This is a genomic window from Leptospira jelokensis, assembly GCF_004769635.1.
Classification (GTDB): domain Bacteria; phylum Spirochaetota; class Leptospiria; order Leptospirales; family Leptospiraceae; genus Leptospira_A; species Leptospira_A jelokensis.
Window position 1 is genome coordinate 64,496 of the sequence record NZ_RQGH01000033.1, and the last position, 17,550, is coordinate 82,045.

12 protein-coding genes are annotated in these 17,550 nt (G+C 38.9%); 3 read left to right on the forward strand and 9 right to left on the reverse strand.

Annotation, left to right across the window (positions count from 1 at the left end):
- Positions 1–72 precede the first annotated feature (72 nt).
- From EHQ62_RS15775 to EHQ62_RS15790, 4 genes are all read right to left on the reverse strand, one after another.
- Positions 73–3,249, reverse strand: a complete 3,177-nt coding sequence (locus EHQ62_RS15775) for an efflux RND transporter permease subunit (RefSeq protein WP_135644603.1) — start codon at positions 3,247–3,249, stop codon at positions 73–75.
- The gene (locus EHQ62_RS15780) at positions 3,227–4,639 is read right to left on the reverse strand and encodes a TolC family protein (protein ID WP_135644605.1); all 1,413 of its coding nucleotides are present in this window, start codon (positions 4,637–4,639) and stop codon (positions 3,227–3,229) included. Before EHQ62_RS15780 ends, EHQ62_RS15775 begins: the two co-directional genes overlap by 23 nt.
- 4 nt (positions 4,640–4,643) lie before the next feature.
- Positions 4,644–4,868, reverse strand: a complete 225-nt coding sequence (locus tag EHQ62_RS15785; protein WP_135644607.1) for a YgaP-like transmembrane domain — start codon at positions 4,866–4,868, stop codon at positions 4,644–4,646.
- Positions 4,869–4,967: 99 nt separating this feature from the next.
- Positions 4,968–5,234 (reverse strand): metal-sensitive transcriptional regulator, encoded by a 267-nt coding sequence (locus EHQ62_RS15790; protein ID WP_135644956.1) that lies wholly within the window; start codon positions 5,232–5,234, stop codon positions 4,968–4,970.
- 44 nt (positions 5,235–5,278) lie between these two features.
- On the opposite strand from EHQ62_RS15790, the gene EHQ62_RS15795 reads away from it, so the two are divergent.
- Complete coding sequence (locus tag EHQ62_RS15795; RefSeq protein ID WP_135644609.1) at positions 5,279–6,040, forward strand: class I SAM-dependent methyltransferase; 762 nt, start codon at positions 5,279–5,281, stop codon at positions 6,038–6,040.
- Between the two features lie 7 nt (positions 6,041–6,047).
- Here EHQ62_RS15795 and EHQ62_RS15800 read toward each other — a convergent pair whose 3' ends face one another.
- Positions 6,048–7,301, reverse strand: a complete 1,254-nt coding sequence (locus EHQ62_RS15800) for an NAD(P)-binding protein (RefSeq protein ID WP_135644611.1) — start codon at positions 7,299–7,301, stop codon at positions 6,048–6,050.
- Positions 7,298–8,800, reverse strand: coding sequence for a succinate CoA transferase (locus EHQ62_RS15805; RefSeq protein WP_135644613.1), 1,503 nt, complete (start codon positions 8,798–8,800; stop codon positions 7,298–7,300). The genes EHQ62_RS15800 and EHQ62_RS15805 overlap by 4 nt, the downstream gene beginning before the upstream one ends.
- Before the next feature lie 71 nt (positions 8,801–8,871).
- Here EHQ62_RS15805 and EHQ62_RS15810 point away from each other — a divergent pair, with 71 nt between their 5' ends.
- Positions 8,872–9,282, forward strand: coding sequence for a zinc ribbon domain-containing protein (locus EHQ62_RS15810; protein ID WP_135644615.1), 411 nt, complete (start codon positions 8,872–8,874; stop codon positions 9,280–9,282).
- 71 nt (positions 9,283–9,353) lie between these two features.
- Here EHQ62_RS15810 and EHQ62_RS15815 read toward each other — a convergent pair whose 3' ends face one another.
- Positions 9,354–11,237 carry an ABC transporter ATP-binding protein gene (locus EHQ62_RS15815; RefSeq protein WP_135644617.1) on the reverse strand — a complete coding sequence of 628 codons (1,884 nt, stop codon included), beginning with the start codon at positions 11,235–11,237 and terminating at the stop codon, positions 9,354–9,356.
- Positions 11,238–11,239: 2 nt separating this feature from the next.
- On the opposite strand from EHQ62_RS15815, the gene EHQ62_RS15820 reads away from it, so the two are divergent.
- Positions 11,240–12,733 carry an ABC transporter substrate-binding protein gene (locus tag EHQ62_RS15820; RefSeq protein WP_135644619.1) on the forward strand — a complete coding sequence of 498 codons (1,494 nt, stop codon included), beginning with the start codon at positions 11,240–11,242 and terminating at the stop codon, positions 12,731–12,733.
- Here the strand turns inward: EHQ62_RS15820 and EHQ62_RS15825 are convergent.
- Positions 12,690–15,173, reverse strand: a complete 2,484-nt coding sequence (locus EHQ62_RS15825) for a transglycosylase domain-containing protein (RefSeq protein ID WP_135644621.1) — start codon at positions 15,171–15,173, stop codon at positions 12,690–12,692. The two genes, EHQ62_RS15820 and EHQ62_RS15825, sit on opposite strands and share 44 nt — an antisense overlap.
- Entirely contained in the window at positions 15,170–17,542 is a 2,373-nt protein-coding gene (lon, locus tag EHQ62_RS15830; RefSeq protein WP_135644958.1) for an endopeptidase La, read from the reverse strand. The genes EHQ62_RS15825 and lon overlap by 4 nt, the downstream gene beginning before the upstream one ends.
- Positions 17,543–17,550: the final 8 nt, after the last annotated feature.

Here is a 17,550-nt window from a genome sequence, read left to right on the forward strand (position 1 = left end):
TTCATTTGAGAAGCTGAAGGGAAACCTTCAGCTTTTTTTGTTTAGAAAACAAAGTTATTTGTGTTAAAACGTTTATCCGTGTTTGATCACACCTTGTCTTGATTTTCCAATGAACCAATAATACAACACTGGCACTGCAAATCGACTGAGAACTGTTGCCGCAATCTCACCAAACATAAGGGAGATGGCAAGACCTTGGAAGATGGGATCAAATAACATCACAAAGGAACCAACCACTACCGCTGAGGCAGTGAGTAACATAGGCCGAAATCTTACCACACCTGCATGCACCACAGCCTCTTTTAACTCAACTCCCTTTTTGATTTCTCCTTCGATGAAATCAACGAGGATGATGGAGTTACGAACAATGATCCCAGCACCTGCAATGAAGCCAATCATTGACGTGGCAGTAAAATACGCACCCATCACCCAGTGGCCTGGTAAAATCCCGATAAGAGAGATAGGAATGGGAGCCATAATGATAAGAGGGACGGTATAACTTTTAAACCATCCAAGCACCAATACATAGATGAGAAGGATCACCACTGCAAAGGCCCCTCCAAGATCGCGGAACACTTCATAGGTGATGAACCACTCCCCGTCCCATTTGATCACAGGTTTTGTTGTGTTCCAAGGCACATCGGCAGTTTGGGTTTCATATTTAATTTTTGGTGCCAGTTTTAACATTCCATATACAGGTGCTTCTTCTTCCCCAGAAAGTTCACTCATCACATAATTAACTGGTTTTAAGTTTTTACGAAAGAGTGCTCTATCTTCTTCGGTGTAAGGATTTCCTAACACTCGTTCGGAGGAAACCACTCCAGATTCCATCGACATGATGTTTTGGTTTTGGAAGGGAGACTTGGAGCTACGAACATTTTGTTTCACGGAAAGGCTTACGGAAACTTCTTCTGGTTCTTTAGCCGTCGCCAAACTCACAAGGGGTGATTCTGAAAAAAGGATGTTCCCTGTGTATGCAAGGGCAGAGGTTTTGATTCCAAAAAGTCCCGACTTTTCAAAATCGATTGGGTAAACCATCTTTGGCCTTCCATTCCGAAGGGAAGTGTCCAAATCAACCACACTTGGTTCCTCTTTGAAGATTTGGTAAATTTCTTCCGTAACTTTTTTCCTTTCGGAAGCAGATGGACCATAGACTTCAGCCACCATCGTTGCCATGACTGGAGGACCTGGTGGGATTTCTAAGACCTTTGTAACAGCATGATGGCTTTCTCCAAAGGATTTGATTTCATCTCTTAGGGACTCGATGATTTCATGGCTTGATTCTTTACGATCGTTTTTGTTTTTTAAAATGATCTGTAAGTCATTCATGGAATCCAAATTACGAAGGAAGGAGTGTTTCACCATTCCCGAGAAAGAAAAGGGAGCCGCTTCACCTCCGAAGATTTGAATCTTTTCTACATTCGGATTTTGTAATAAGGTTTTGGCCAACATTTCCGACTGTGACATACTTTCTGCCAAAGTTGTTTTTGGTTCATAATCAATCAGAACTTGGAACTCTTCTTTGTTATCAAAAGGTAACATTTTTACTTTTACCCATTTGAAAGCAACAAATGCCATGGATACAACGAGAAGTCCAATGGTGATGGCACCAAATACACTTGCATTTTTTTTAGTACCTAACAGCCAATTGGTGAACTTAATGTAAAGTTGGTCAAGTTTGGAAACCTGATGGCCCATTTCTTTTTCAGGATGGTGGTTTGGTTCTTTTAATAATCGAACAGAAGCCCACGGAGTGATCACAAATGCTACGATAAGAGATAAAATCATGGCAAGGCTTGCACCCACTGGGATCGGTTTCATATAAGGCCCCATAAGTCCTCGCACAAATGCCATGGGAAGAATTGCCGCAATCACGGTAAAGGTAGCAAGGATGGTTGGATTGCCCACTTCGGAGACCGCAATGAGAGTTGCCCGAATGATCCCAAGTTTTGGATTTTCTTCCAAATGCCTTTCGATGTTTTCGACGACGACAATGGCATCATCCACTAATATCCCAATGGAAAATATCAAAGCGAAAAGGGTCACGCGGTTGAGTGTATAACCAAGGAAATAATAAATCGCCAAGGTGAGAGCAAGTGTCACAGGGATTGCAATGGCAACAACAAGTGCAGACCTCCATCCCATCCAAAGCGCAATGAGAATTGTCACAGAAATAGTGGCAATGAGTAAATGTTCGATCAGTTCATGGGATTTATCTTCCGCAGTGCTACCATAGTCACGAATGATGCTAAAACTAATTTCTTTTGGTAAATCTTTTTGGAATAGTTCTGCCCTTTCGATGAGGTCCTTCGAAAGGTTGACTACGTTTGTACCTTTTCGTTTCGCAAATACAATGGTAACAGCATTTCGTTTTGATTCTCCAATGGATTTGTCATAAAGTATGGAAGATCTCGTTCTTTCTTCAGGTCCCTCTTCCACAAGAGCTAAATCTTGGATGCGAACCACTCGTCCCCCTCGTTGGGCAACTGGGAGTCGTTTCACATCGGCTATATTTTTTAATACCCCACCCACTTCCGTATCAAAAACAGATTCGGAAGACCAATTTTTCCCTGCTGGGATCAAAGCATCGTTTTGTTTCAAACTTTCAGCAACTTCAATGGAGGTGACACCGAATCTAGTCAGTAAATTTGGATCTATTTTCACTCGAACTGTTTTCTTTAGACCACCTAACATTTGCACACTTGCTAAATCAGGTGTAGACGATAATTCTCTTGCAAGCGGTGCCACTTTTTGTCTGAGTTCATAATCATTCATGGATTCTGAACTAAAACTAAGAGCAAGGAAAGGAACATCATCAATTGAAAATGATTTTACGATGGGTGGTAAGGTATTCCTTGGAAGGACGTTTTTTGCTTCCATGAGTTTGTGATGGATCTTCACAAGGGAAGGTTCTATTGGTTCCCCCACTTTGAATCGAACTGTTATGTAACTTCCATGCCATTTACTTGTGCTGTAAATGTATTCCACACCTTCGAGTCCCCAAACAGCTCTTTCCACTGGTTCCGTTACTTTGCGTTCCGTTTCCTCTGGGGAAAAACCAGGGCTTGGGATTTGGATGTCAATCATAGGAACCGAAATTTGCGGTTCTTCTTCTTTGGGAGTGAGATACACGGCAAATAATCCAAGTACCAAACTAGCTATCGCTATGACAGGTGTTAACCTTGAATGTAAAAATGTTTCTGCAAGTTTTCCTGCAAAACCGGCTCTAATTTCTTCCAATGGTTTCATTTGTGTCGTCCTTTTTTGAAAATATCGAAACTTCAGTTCTCACTTGTAATAACGCAATCTCTGATTCCATTAATACCCGTGATAACTCTAAAGATTTATTGAGTGTTTCTGCAAATTGAAGTGCGTTGATGGCTCCACTTTGGAATAACCTTTGCATGTTTGATACTTGCTCCTCTTGGTATTTCAAAGTTTCTCTTATGATTTCCAAACTTTCTTTTAACGTGATTTCTTTTTGGATAAGAGACTTGACGTGTGCTTCTTCTTCTTTTGTTTTTTCTTCAATTTTTTTAAGAGCTGACTCTGCATTTAATTTTGCTTCATCAACAGCACCCATATCTTTTGGATTATACAGATTCATTTGCAAATACACACCTGCTTGGTATGCGTTGGAAATATTTCGACTTCCTTGGTATCCGTAGGCTTCCGAATACGCCCCCACTTTGGGTAAAAATTTAGCCATCTCCAAATCCGCTTTCAGTTTTTCCCCTTCCGCATACTTAATCTGTGCATTCATCTGATTGGATCTTTCATAACCGGTGGGCCGTTTGAAATATGTATCTAAAAATACATTTAGATCCGATTCCACAATCTCAAGTTCGCTAGAAGGAACATCAGACAATACAAATAATGTTTCTTTGTAATCGCTGATTTGCAGTTCTGATTGTTTTTCAAGAACAGAGATTTGGTTTTTGATCGATTTGAGAGCGAGGTATCCCGCATATCCGACAGGATTTCCCTTATTGCCTAATGCATAGTTGGATTGGAATCGGTTTTCCACTTTTTTGATTTGTTCCAATCTCTTCCGATAATCATATAAAGTTTGAATGGCCCGGTAATAGAAACCAGCTTGTGCAAATTCTCTATCACGGATGGCCAACCATTCAAATTTCAAACCAGTGCTTCTTTTTTCATTCATTGCAGCAAAGGTTTTACCCGAACCACCTTCATACAAAGGTAAGTCTAGTCCAAGAGTCCCTCGTGAGTATTGATGGCTTCCCGGATAATTGAGAGTATCCTTTGCAAACAGATTCATCGTATCGGCATTAAGTGTCGTATACGGTTGGTTATTCGAATCTAAAAAGTTACTTGGTCTTGTGCGAGTAGACGCAGTGGAAAAGTCTGCATCCGTAGCACTCCTTTGGCTGAGTTTTCCCATAAAGTTGAGTGTTGGATCGTTTGTTTGGAAAGTTCTAAGATCTGCATACACTCTGGGTAACCAATGTTTGTCGGACCTATCCTTTGCAATTTCACCAGCTTTCCATTCCAAATATTTGGATTTTCTTGCTGATGAATTTTCTTCGATTTTTTTCCAAAGTTCGTTAAAACCAACTCCTTCAGCTGATAGATAAATCGGTGCCACAAGGAATAAAAAGCTAATGAAACGTTTCATAGGATTAGTCCTTTACCTTTGGTGTTGCACCAAGTTTGTTCAAAAGGATCGCCATGGGACAAAAACCTACCGTAGAAAACACGACTAAGTTTAACCCTACGAGTAGGTTTAAAAGATACCACCATGACGATACATAGGTCCCGAGTGCCACCCCTACCAAACTAAACACCCCTGCGATAAGAAATACCAATCGCTCCAAATACCATGTTTTTGTAGATGCCAAGAACATTACCATACCCCCTATAGTATATGACCTAAATCCACATATACCCTTCGGGGTATATGTGGCAAGGATTTTTTATAGGGTTATTTAGGAGGGAAAACGAATTTAGAGAGAGAATGCGGCTGAAATGGCTTTTTTTACATCTGTTTCGATGTTTTGAGTGGACTTCTTTTCTTTGAAGCAGGTATCCATATATTCATGGATGTAGGCTTCACCAAACTTTTTCATGGCCTGGTGGGCCGCTTTGAGGAGGAGGATTGCTTTTTCACAGTCTTGTTCCTCTGCTACAATGGTATTTTTGATCGCTTCCAACTGACCTTGGATGCGATTGATGCGGTGGATGAGTTTGGTTTGGTTTTCAGAAAGAGCCATTCCTATATACCCAGCAGGGTATGTAAATGTTGCAAGTAAAAAAAATGACACCCTTCCCATTTTCTAAATCCCCCGTCACGGAACTTTCCCAAACCCCTCCCTACTATGTTTCCAATTTTGGATTTTGGACAGGAGTCAGTGATTACAAAGAAGCAGGCATTCAATTTTTATCTGAATTTGCAACTGAATGTGCTCTAAAAAACAATGCTTTGATTTTAGAAGTTGGTTCAGGGCTTGGGGGAAGCCTTGTGTATTGGAAAGATCATTTCCATCCCAAAAAACTTTCTGCCATCAATTTGAGTGGGGAACAATCAAACTTCGCAAAAGAATTGTTTCACGAAATGGAGATGGTGGTCGATCCCTTCTTAGAAGGAAGTTGGGAAACAATGAAATCCTTACCTACAAATTCCTATGATTATATTTTTTCAGTTGATGCAGCATATCATTTTAAACACACCAAAGAGTTTTACATAGAGGCATATCGTTTGTTAAAGCCAGGTGGAAAATTTGTTTTTAATACATTTAATTTTGAAAAAGAAAACAAATTTCATTTACATTTCATATTACATCTTTTTTTAATTCCACCTAACGAAATCAAAACGAATGAAATTTCTATCAAAACACTCGAAGGGATCGGCTTTACAATCGAAAAAAACTTAGATTGGACAATACCTGTCATTCATGGATTCATCCAGAACTCAAAAAAAATGAATTTTTCTTTGCGTAGTTTTAGCTCCTTACTAAACGCAACAACGAAATCCCTTGGGCTTTCTTATCGTTACTTTGTCGCGATGAAACCACACTAAAAAGATTTTAGTTGTTGATGATAGAATTCACTGACTTATTTAAAATTTTAGAAGTCACTTGTAATGCAGATTTAGCCCCTGCTTCTAATAGTGGGATTCCATATAACGAATAGGAACCACATAACCATAACTTGCAATTTGGATTCTCATGGAGAGATACAATCCGATCAATTGCCAATCTTGTCCTTTCATCCATCACAGGCCTTTCAAATTTGGCAAGTTTCAAAGTATCATTTTTGTGTGGGAGTTTGTGTGGGTTCCAAGTTTGGAATACTTTTTTGCCTTGTAACTCAGGGATGATACGACCTAAGTCTAAGGTCACTTCAGGTTTGTCATAACCTTCTCGTATGTTAAATACCAGAGAGACATTCGGATTTTTAAAATAACTAGGGTCGGTGTGTAAGACCACATCACTTGCCTCATATCGGAACTCGGAAAGAATTTCCTTTTCTAACTCAAAACCTTTTCCTAATAAATGGTTTGCTTGGTTGGCCTGGGTAGAAAGGATCACATGTTCAAATTCTTTTTCTTCTGATTCAAATTCGATGATGGTCTTTTTGCCCTTTTTGACAATTTGTTTTATCTTGGCATCTAAGTGTAGGTGTTGTAAACCCTTTGTCATTCGATTCACGATGTCTCGTGTACCAAATTTTGCAGTTTCTTGGGGTGTATACGAATAACCTCTTGAGTGATAACCAATGATGGTCTCTGCAGGGTAAAGAGCCACCGTCTCTGTTTTACATGTATTGACCAAAGCAAAGGTTGGTAACAAAAACTCGTAAATGAACTCATTGGAATAATTGTAACGTTTTAAGAACTCCAAAATTGTGATTTTCGGATTTTCGTTTTTCCAATCCGCTTTTGCATTCGCATAAAACTTAAGTAAGTCAGAAAATATGGTTCTTCCTTTTTGGGATAAAAATACTTCTGAAGTAGGAATACCAAAATGAAACCCTAGAATATTTTTAGAAAAAAATCCAAATACAGATTCATCATTTGAATCCACACGAAAAGAATAATCAACTACCCTTGTTTCTATCCCAACCCGATCGAAAACTTGAAATAATGTAGGATAATAATCTTTTTTGATGGTACGAAACGGTATATCAAATTCGACTTCCGTCTCACCAATCATTTGTTTGGCGCCAAAGGCTGCCATTCCAATTTCAGGGTGTTTTTCATATAATGTGACTTCCCGAAATTGATTCAATGCCCAAGAAGCGGTTAAACCTGTAATCCCGGATCCGATAACAGCTATCACTTCATACTTCCTGTTTTGAGAAACTGGACATGCCAAGACAAAGCATTTTCCAAATCATGAGGAGTGTGTTTTCCTTTGGAAACTTTAAGGGCTGTTTCATAATAAGCGCGAAGTTTATCTTTGTAAATGGGGTGGGCGCATTTTTCGATGATGAGTTCCGCGCGTTTTTTTGGAGGGCATCCTCGTAAATCAGCCAATCCATTTTCTGTGACAAATATCATCGTCGAATGTTCGTTATGGTCCGTGTGGGAAACCATTGGAACGATGGCAGAAATATTTCCCTCTTTTGCAAGTGATGGAGTCATAAAAATACTGAGGTGAGAATTTCGAGTGAAGTCACCCGACCCACCAATTCCATTCATCATCGACGTTCCCATGACATGTGTTGAATTTACGTTGCCATAAATATCAATTTCGATTGCCGTATTCATCGCAATAAGACCCATTCGGCGAATGACTTCTGGATGGTTTGAAATTTCTTGTGGCCTGATGATGAATTTTGATTTCCATTTCGAAATATTTTCATGGAAACGTTTCAAACCTAACTCGGAAAAAGTAAGGGCAGACGTTGATGCAATTTCTAATTTCTCTGCATCAATCAAATCAAATACAGAATCTTGCACCACTTCCGTATACATTTGGATTGCATGGAAATTCGGGTCTTTTGCCATACTCGCAAGTACTGCGTTTGCGATATTACCAACACCATTTTGAAAGGGTAAGTATTCTTTTGGAATCCTTCCCATTTTGATTTCGTGTTGGATGAATTCGAGTACGTGAGCGGCAATGTTTTGGCAATCTGCATCCGGTGTTTTGAATACAGTGGCAGCGTCAGGTTTATTAGAACGAACAATTCCTTTTATTTTTTCAGGGGTTACTTGTACATAGGGATGCCCAATCCGATCATTTGGGTGGATGATGGGAATTGGAACAGATTTTGAATGGTGGTCTGGTAAATAGATATCATGGTAAGTTTTTAGTTCTAATGGGTGTGTATCGGTTAACTCGATATAGACGGACTCGGCATTTTTTAAATACGTGGCACTCATTCCCGATGAGGTCGATAAATAAATTTTCCCATCTGTTGTGACATCAATGGCTTCAACAATGGCCACATCAATTTTAGGCAAAATTCCATGTTCGATGTACTTTACCACATGGGAAAGATGCATATCTATGAAATCCGTTTCCCCTTGGTTGATCAAATTACGTAAATGTGAATTGGATTGGTATGGAATTCTTAGTTTTAAAACACCTGTTTTTGCAAGAACACCATCTAACTCTTCTCCGGTGGAAGCACCTGCATATAAATTGATGGAAAAAGTTTTACCAGATTTTTTTTCTTCTTCAATCCTTTTGGCGAAAGCTGCTGGGATGAGTTTTGGATACCCGGCGGGAGTGAATCCAGAACAACCCAATGTAACATGATTGGGTAATAATTGAGCAATTTCTTCGGCAGTTTTTAATTTTTTTTCAATCAGAGGATTGGTTACAGTCATAAATCTAAAATCTCTTCTTAGACCAAAGATAAAGAGATTGCCTAAAAATAAAAAGTCCAAATTCTGAACGTATGGATTTTCTCTTGTATTTCTATTCGGTATTATTTGGAATCATTCTGATTGCTCCTTTTGTATTGTTTTACTACAGGTTCCAAGTAGACGAATCTCCTTTTGGAAAGGAATCAGAAGCCCATCTAAAATCGATTCTTGAGAAAAAAAGAAATTTATTGGATTCTTTACGAGACATCCGTTCTGACTTTGATTCAGGCAAATTAACAGAAGAAGAATTCCAATCACAATCCATTCCCTACATCGAAGATCTAGAAAAGGTAGAATCGGATTTAACGGAAAAACGTAAACAGACAGCCACAGTGCCACAACCAAAAATCAATGAAAACTGGACCTGTGACAATTGTGGATCTTTTGTCCCTGTTCCCAATGCAAAATTTTGCCCCAACTGTGGGACAAGCCGAATGGCATAAAGAAGAACTTAAAACGATAAGGATCAAAGTTTAGATTTCGATTTTATCCTATTGGCTTGGACTGGTTCCATTCAATTGGAATTTGAAAACTGCATATCATACAATCGTTTGTATTTGGAATTGGGATTTTGTAGAAGTTCGGTATGGCTCCCACTTTCAACAATTTCTCCATTCTCCAAAAAATAGATTGTATCTGCAATTTTAACAGTCGATAGACGGTGTGCAATGATGATGACTGTTTTGTTTTCATACAATCGGACAAAAGCTTGTTGGATCAACCTTTCTGATTCTGTATCCAGGGCAGAGGTTGCTTCATCTAAGATGAGAACTTCCGGGTTTGCAAGTAAAGTGCGAGCAATGGATATCCTTTGCCTTTGACCACCTGACAACATCACTCCCCTTTCACCTACGATTGTATCATAACCATCTTCAAATGATTCGATGAATTCGGAAGCAAAGGCATCTTCTGCCGCCCTCCTGATTTCTTCTTCTGAGGCATCGGGTTTTCCAAAGGCAATATTTTCGCGTATGGAGCCATTAAACAAAAATATATTCTGTGAAACCACACCGATCCGTTTGCGAAGGTTATCTAAGCTTAAGTCCTTTGCATTCACTCCATCCCAAAAGATCCCACCATCTGTAGGATCAATGAGTCTAGGCAAGAGATCCACTAACGTTGATTTGCCGGCTCCGGAAGACCCAACAATCGCAATGGTTCCACCTTTCGGTAATGTTAAATTGATATTATTAAGTGCAAATAAATCAGTGTTTGGATAAACATAGGTGACATTTTTATATTCAATCGCGTTTGTCAAACTTCCAAGCGGTTTTGGCGAAGTTGGTTCTTTGATGCCATCATCACGACCTAGGATTTCAAATACTCGGTCACTTGCAATGACAGATGCTTGGATCAAATTCACTAAAATGCTCATTTGTTTGAGTGGACGCATCAGAAAAATCAATGTAAGAAAAAAGGCAATGAACATACCTTTTGAAAAACTAGCATCTTCTAATAAATAAGCACCAATACCCAAAAATACCATCGTCACAACTGAACCCGATAACTCTGTTAAGGCGGGACCAATCTGGTGGTAAAAGTGAGTTTTGAAGGTTTTATCGGATAGGTTTTGGTTAACCTTAAAAAACCGTTCTGCTTCTTTGTCTTCCATGGAAAAAGCCCGTATCACACGGATTCCAGAGATCACTTCTTGTAAGTCACCGTTCAGTTCCGACAACTGCTCTTGTTGGTTTTTGGTGGTTCTACGAATTCGGTCAGCGAATGTACTCACAGGACCCACAATCAAAGGGATCACTATGAACAGTAAAAAAAACAATTTCCAACTTAACACAAGTAAGATGATTAGATGTGTGATGATATAAAAAAAGTCATTGATGGCATCTTTTAAATCATTAGATACCACTTTTCCGACAATGTCTACATCATTGATGACACGGCTCATGAGAACACCCGTTTTCTCACGGTAAAATTCATTCAGTGGCAATACTTGTAATTTTTTATACAAGGCTTGGCGTAAGTCTTTGACGGCGAGTAACCCAGCTGAATTGACAAAGTATACTGTTCCCGCAAGACAAAGGAGTTTTAAAAAATAAATGGGTAGGATGATGAGGCAAAATAAATACACCAAATCGTCTGGTTTTTTTTCAGCCAGTTCTGCATTGGTTTTTTCTTTGAGATTGGCAAACTGCCATTCCCAGTATGTTAGCCCTTGTAATCGCTCTGGATTCTTGTGTTCGTTTAAAAGGTTTTGGTCTTTTTTTGTAAGGGCAATTTGGAATTTGTAATTTTCACCGGTGCCTAAGGAATCAAAAATTGGGATCAGGGAAGTGAGCGAAGCCCCGTTAAAAATAGAAACAAATATAGACAGAAAAACTCCTAAGCTCAGTCTGTATTTGTATTTTGCCAAATATGGCCAAAGTTTTCGGTAAATCTTCACGTATGAGAACCTTATCCCTCGTTTTCTTTCTCTTGTCCCTCACTTTTTGTGGGAGAGAAACGGAGGAGTTTGCCATTCAAATTGCTCTCCCTTCAGACCCTGCCCATTTGGATCCCTTGTTTAGCACAGACCTAACAAGCCAAAAACTAGCAAGATTCCTCCACCAAGGAATTTTCCAAGTGGAAAAGGAATCATTTGTTTCGCCCTGGATTTCCAATGCAAAACGAGTGAGCAATGCTTCGGAAGAAATTTGGCGTATCGAGTTCAATGAGACAAGTCCTCCCATGGAAGACATCCATTTTAGTTTATCCAGATTGATCTCTGAATCCTATCCAAGAAAAGCAGACTACCAATTCTTAAAATCGATTCGGATACTTCCTTCACAAGTTGCCGAGCCTTCTCCCTCTTTGTTAAGATCAAATGATCCTTCTGCATCCAAAGCCCATTCTAAATTTTCACTCGAGTTCCATTTCCAAAAGGGAACCACTGAAACAGAATGGAAAGAAAAGTTCAGTTTGCCTTTCGCATCCATCATTGGAAAAGAAGAATGGCAGGATCATCATTTAAAATCCTATGGGAAATACAAACTCAAACAATGGAAAAAAAATGAATTCATTGATTTAGAAGCCCAAAAAGAATTAACGGAAAACTTACCTAACTCGATACGATTTCGTATTTTACCCCAATCCACAACATCGTTATTTTTGTATCGCAAATCAGAACTGGATGCATTTAAACTCTCTGATTTTTTACTTTCCATCCCAGAAGCAACTTCTGAGTATACTCTCACCAAAAAAGGAAGGTCCGTACAATACGTAACCATCAACCAAACCAATCCTTGTTTTGATCTCCATTTTCGGAATGCATTAAACTTCAGTATTCCAAGGGAACAAATCATTCAAAAACTATTGGAAAATCATGCTGATTTGACTTATGGACCCGTCCCTTTGCCCTATGTAGAGAAGTTAAAACTCAACCTAAAGAAAATCGAAATAGGTTATCATAAAGAAAAGGCTAACTCTGAATTAAAACTTTCTAAGTGTTATCCAAACATCCTAAAAAAAGAAATTGATTTTCGGATGAGAGGGGATGATGAAAACCAAACCAAAGGAAGAGCCATTAAACAAGCATTAGAAGAAATAGGTTTAAAAATTAAATTGAGACCAATGGAAAAAGCCCCTTTATACAAAGAAAATGGAGAAGGAAAAGGAGACCTAACGCTACTTACATGGTATTCTGATTACGATTCCATTTGGAATTTTTTAGATCCACTTTTCCATCCAGAAAAAACTGGGAATGGTGGCAACCGGTCCTTTTACCAAAACCATATGATTGGCCAACTACTTAGTAAACCCAATCGTAATTTAAATGATGCCAAACAGGTGATCGAAACTGTCACAAAAGAGAAACCTTGGATTTTCCTTTGGTCCATCCAAGAAAACTATCTTATCTCTAAGGAGTTTCTTCGTTATACCGAACTCGCCGATTATCTATAAGTGGCGGTTCTAACTCAACGGAATCCACTGCTGTAGGCTGTATTTTCGTCCCATCTGACTCATAAGTGGAAATTTCAGAATCTTCTTCCATAGCACCATTTGGCACATTACTGATATTAGGTTGTGGATCCGATTTATTGAAACCACTTCTCTTCGGTGGCAAATCCCCAATATAATAATACTGAGCATACAGTGGGACTTTACATACATATTCAGGACTTTGCTCAATCATAGTTCCATCATCAGCACATACATCAACTTTGACAAAATCACCAACAAAACTCGAAATCAATTGGTTCCCCATGCCCAATTTCGATTTCACATTTTGGATGTATTTGTACCAAATACCACCGGATACTCCTGAACCAGATCCAGGGAATGGCGCACCTTCGTCATGACCGACCCAAACAACTGTTACATTTCGTGGAGTGAGTCCTGCAAACCAGACATCCCTAACACCTTTGATGCCTTTCCATTTTGATGATTTAAGTTTGGGTGATTGGACCGTTCCCGTTTTTCCCGCATACAAAAAAGGTTCCCCTTCTTTTCGTTTTAATGTCATGGTCCCTTCTTCCGTTAAAACAGATTGAAGGGTATTCACTGCCATTGCACAAGCTACAGGATCTAATATTTGTTCTGCGGCCTCATTGGGGACGGTATTATAAAATTCGTTCCCATCCATATCAGTGATTTTAATGATTTTTCTAGGTGTGACCCGTCTTCCCCCATTCATCAGTGTCGCATAAATCACTGATAACTCCATGGGACTAAGTTCCCCAGAACCAAGCGCTAGTGATAAGTTCCTTTGGAATCTTTGTTCGGCTTCTTCTTCAGGTATGGAGAGAATGGCACTGAGTTTTTGGATGAAATAAGAAATACCAACTTCATGGAGGAGTTTTACAGAAACAGTATTCACCGATTGAGCCAAGGCTTGTCGGACTGTGATTTCCCCTTTATACCCTTTGTACCAGTTTTTTGGTGAGTAACCAGAGAAGTCTAATTTTTCATCTTTGATCTTTGATGAAGGATTCACGATTCGTTTTTCAAATGCAAGTGCATATACTAAAGCTTTGATTGTAGATCCCGGTTGCCTTCTTGCTTCTTCTGCGCGATTGAAACGAAAGACGTTGGATATTTTATACCCTCCCACAAGTGCTTCCACATCTCCAGTTTCTGGATCAAGTGAAATCATGGATCCACTGAGTTGAGGTAAAATACTCCTTGTCACTTCTGCTAAGTCAGCTTTTCCATTCCCTTGGTATTCTAACTCTTGTTTGGAGAGGTCAGACCGAACCGAATCAACTCCAATTCGTAACGCTTCTTCCGCGAATCTTTGTTTTTCCAAATCAAGTGTGGTATAAACCAGTAACCCACGTTCCTCCAAATCTTCGTTTGAAAATTTTTCTAAGATAAACCTTCTGATCTCTGCATTGAAATCAGGTGCTAGGTTGACCCTAAAATCTTTGTCTGCACCATACTTCCCAATTTCGCTGGAATATTTGGGATTTCCTTCATCGTCTTTTGTTTCTTTCACCTTATAGATGGTTCGAAATCGTTTTAAGTTCACTTCAATGGAATCAGAAAATTTAACTGGGATATCTTTTTGGGATGGATGTAATTCGGGATTTCTTGCCATGTCATATAACACTCGTTTTTGGCGAGAGAGGGCAATATTTAAGTTCCTTACTGGATTGTAAACACTTGGTGCAGGGATGATCCCCACAAGTAGTGCGGCTTCCTCAGGACTGAGTTCGGATGCTGGTTTACGAAAATAATACCGCGCCGCTTCTTCTACACCAGTATTGCCTTCTCCCAAAAAGATTTGGTTGAGATACATGGCTAAAATTTCTTCTTTTGAATGATGGCTCTCTATATAAAACGTACAGTATAACTCCGTAAGTTTATTAAATAAATTTCGTTTGCCAAGATTGAGAGTAAGCTTTGCTAACTGTTGTGAGATGGTCGAACCACCTTGTGACAAACGAAACTGCACCAAATTGGTGACAACAGCCCGCATAATGGCCGTATAATTAATACCTGAATGTGAAAAAAATTCTCTATCTTCTGAAGACAAAACAGCCCAAACAATCACATTGTGTTTGTTTAGATTATCCGTACGAATGGGACGAAAATTGCGACGGTAAAACTCACCCATCACCTTCCCACTTCGATCAAGGATCTTCACTGATTTAGGTTGGAAAGTGTCATAAAAATTTGAAACTTCTGATCTATATTTTTCTAAGGATTTATGTACCCTAGTTTCCTCACCAGACCAGACGACGTAGGCTCCACCCAAAAAGAAAAAAGTAAGAAATACACCGGAAATGAACCCAATCACCAAAACCTGGTTTTTCTTTTGCCATAAAAACCGCATTAGGTCCGTTAGATGTCCGTACAATACTTCTAAAATCAAATAAAAGGAATTATTTTTATAGTTCATTTTTTCTTACTCTTTGTTTTAGGAAAAACCAATGCCTCAACTTCTTCAAACCTTGTAACAGGATAAAAGGTAACACCTTTTTTTACATAATCCGGGATTTCTTGGAAAGCTTTTTCATTATCTTTCGGGAAAATGATTTTTTTGATTCCCACTCGTTTTGCCGCCACTATTTTTTCGCGTAATCCACCGATTGCCAAAACTTCACCTGTTAACGTTAGTTCACCTGTCATTCCAAATCCAGGATTTACCACTCGGTTTGTCACAAGAGACAAAATGGCTGTTGCCATAGTAATCCCAGCACTAGGCCCATCCTTTGGAGTGGCACCGTCTGGCACGTGTAAGTGGATGGCTTTTTTCTCAAACAAACCATCGTTGTTTAAATAATTTTTTACAAACGAAAAAGCTATGTTTGCGGACTCTTCCATCATTTTACCCATTTGGCCAGTAAGTGTTAATCCACCTTTCCCAGGGATTAAAACCGCTTCGATGAGTAAAGTTGATCCACCAGCATTGGTCCATGCCAAACCCAAAGCAGTTCCTCGTACTTTTGGAATGGTCATCCTGTCATCCACAAATGGAGGTGGTCCTAAGTATTCCACCAGATCTTTTTCTCTGATTTCTTTTGAGAATTTTTCCTTTAACACTTGTTTGAGGGCAAGTTTACGCACCAATTTATCAAATGTTTTTTCGAGACCGCGTAACCCTGATTCTCTGGAATAGGAGTTGATGAGATGGGTCACGGTCTCTTTTTTCATTGTAAACAAATCAGGGTTTAATCCATTTTTAATAAAAATTTTACTCCATAGATATTTTTGGAAAATCTGGACTTTTTCTTCTGTGATATAACCGGAAAGTTGGATCACCTCCATCCGATCGAGTAACACTCGCGGAATGGGTTCAAAGGTGTTGGCTGTGGCGATAAACAACACATCCGATAAATCGAAAGGTAAATCTAAATAATGATCTCTGAAATTAAAATTTTGTTCTGGATCGAGTACTTCTAACAAGGCCGCTTGCGGATCACCTTGGTATCCTTGTGACATCTTATCAATCTCATCAAGTAAGATCACTGTATCCCTTTCTTTTGTGATTTTCAATGCGTTGATGAGTTTTCCTGGCATGGCACCAATGTAAGTCCTACGATGCCCTTTGATCTCAGCTTCGTCCCGAACTCCACCAACACTAAATCTGTAAAATTTCCTACCAAGTGCTTCCGCAATGGATTTTGCAATTGAAGTTTTACCCACACCTGGTGGGCCAACAAGACATAGGATGGATCCTTTACTTTTTGGATTGAGTTTGTGTACTGCCAAAAATTCAAAAATCCGTTCTTTTACATCTTCCAATTTATGGTGGTCACGATTTAAAACTTTTTTGGCATGAAGTAAATTGATATCTTTGGGTTTTGGTTTTTCCCACGGCAGGCTATCCACCAAATCTAAATAGTTTCGAATTACATTATAATCACTAGAAATTGGATCTGAGTTTTTGAATTTATCGATTTCCCTTTCCACTTCCACAATAATTTCGTCTGCAACTGGAATTGATTTCAAACGTGTGAGCAATTTATCGTATTTTTGTTCGGTTTTATCTTCACCAACACCTAATTCTTGTTGGATGGCTTTTAATTGCTCTCTTAAAAAAAACTGCCTTTGTTGGTTATCAATTTTATCATTGATTTGTTCTTTGATTTTTTTCTGTAATACAACTAACTCGATTTCTTTTTTTAAAAATAATAAAACCTTTTCTAATCGGTCATTGATTTGGATGGCTTCAATGACCGACTGGTATTCTTCTTTTTCTAAATTGAGAATGGAACATACAAAATCAGCCATTTTTGCAGGTTCGTTCACATTCATCATGGTTAACTTCATGTCTTCCGTGAACAATGGATTGTTTTGTGCCAATTCTTTTGTTAAGATGAGTAAAGTTCGCATCAATGCCTTAATGTTATTTTTGCTTGTACCCAATTCTTCTTCCGGATAGGACACATTTGCGATTAACATTGGTTCTTTGGTGTGAATTGAATTGATTTTAAATCTTTGGATTGTGTTGACTAAAATATTCATCCCACCATCAGGTAGGTTGATTTTTTTGAGAATCCTTGCAACCACTCCAATCTGAAAGATATTATCTTCTGAAGGAAGTTCTGATTCATCTTCTTTCAGCAATATAAGTCCAAGAAAACCTGCTCCTTTCGACGATTCTTCAATGGACTGGATGAACCTGCCTGGTGGTACGATAAGAGGTGTGATGATTCCAGGGAAAACGGGTCGCACTTTGATCGGAAGTAAAAAGATCTGTTTGGGTAAAGTGTCTTCTAGTCTTGCCAATTTGTTTGGGTTTTCCCAAAATTCATTTGTTTCCAATCCGTATC

What these genes read in the sequence shown, in the direction of transcription:
- EHQ62_RS15775 (WP_135644603.1), bottom strand. Translation starts at nt 3,249, where the DNA reads ATGAAACCATTGGAAGAAATTAGAGCCGGTTTTGCAGGAAAACTTGCA.
- EHQ62_RS15780 (WP_135644605.1), bottom strand. Translation starts at nt 4,639, where the DNA reads ATGAAACGTTTCATTAGCTTTTTATTCCTTGTGGCACCGATTTATCTA.
- EHQ62_RS15785 (WP_135644607.1), bottom strand. Translation starts at nt 4,868, where the DNA reads ATGTTCTTGGCATCTACAAAAACATGGTATTTGGAGCGATTGGTATTT.
- EHQ62_RS15790 (WP_135644956.1), bottom strand. Translation starts at nt 5,234, where the DNA reads ATGGCTCTTTCTGAAAACCAAACCAAACTCATCCACCGCATCAATCGC.
- EHQ62_RS15795 (WP_135644609.1), top strand. Translation starts at nt 5,279, where the DNA reads ATGACACCCTTCCCATTTTCTAAATCCCCCGTCACGGAACTTTCCCAA.
- EHQ62_RS15805 (WP_135644613.1), bottom strand. Translation starts at nt 8,800, where the DNA reads ATGACTGTAACCAATCCTCTGATTGAAAAAAAATTAAAAACTGCCGAA.
- EHQ62_RS15810 (WP_135644615.1), top strand. Translation starts at nt 8,872, where the DNA reads ATGGATTTTCTCTTGTATTTCTATTCGGTATTATTTGGAATCATTCTG.
- EHQ62_RS15820 (WP_135644619.1), top strand. Translation starts at nt 11,240, where the DNA reads ATGAGAACCTTATCCCTCGTTTTCTTTCTCTTGTCCCTCACTTTTTGT.
- EHQ62_RS15825 (WP_135644621.1), bottom strand. Translation starts at nt 15,173, where the DNA reads ATGAACTATAAAAATAATTCCTTTTATTTGATTTTAGAAGTATTGTAC.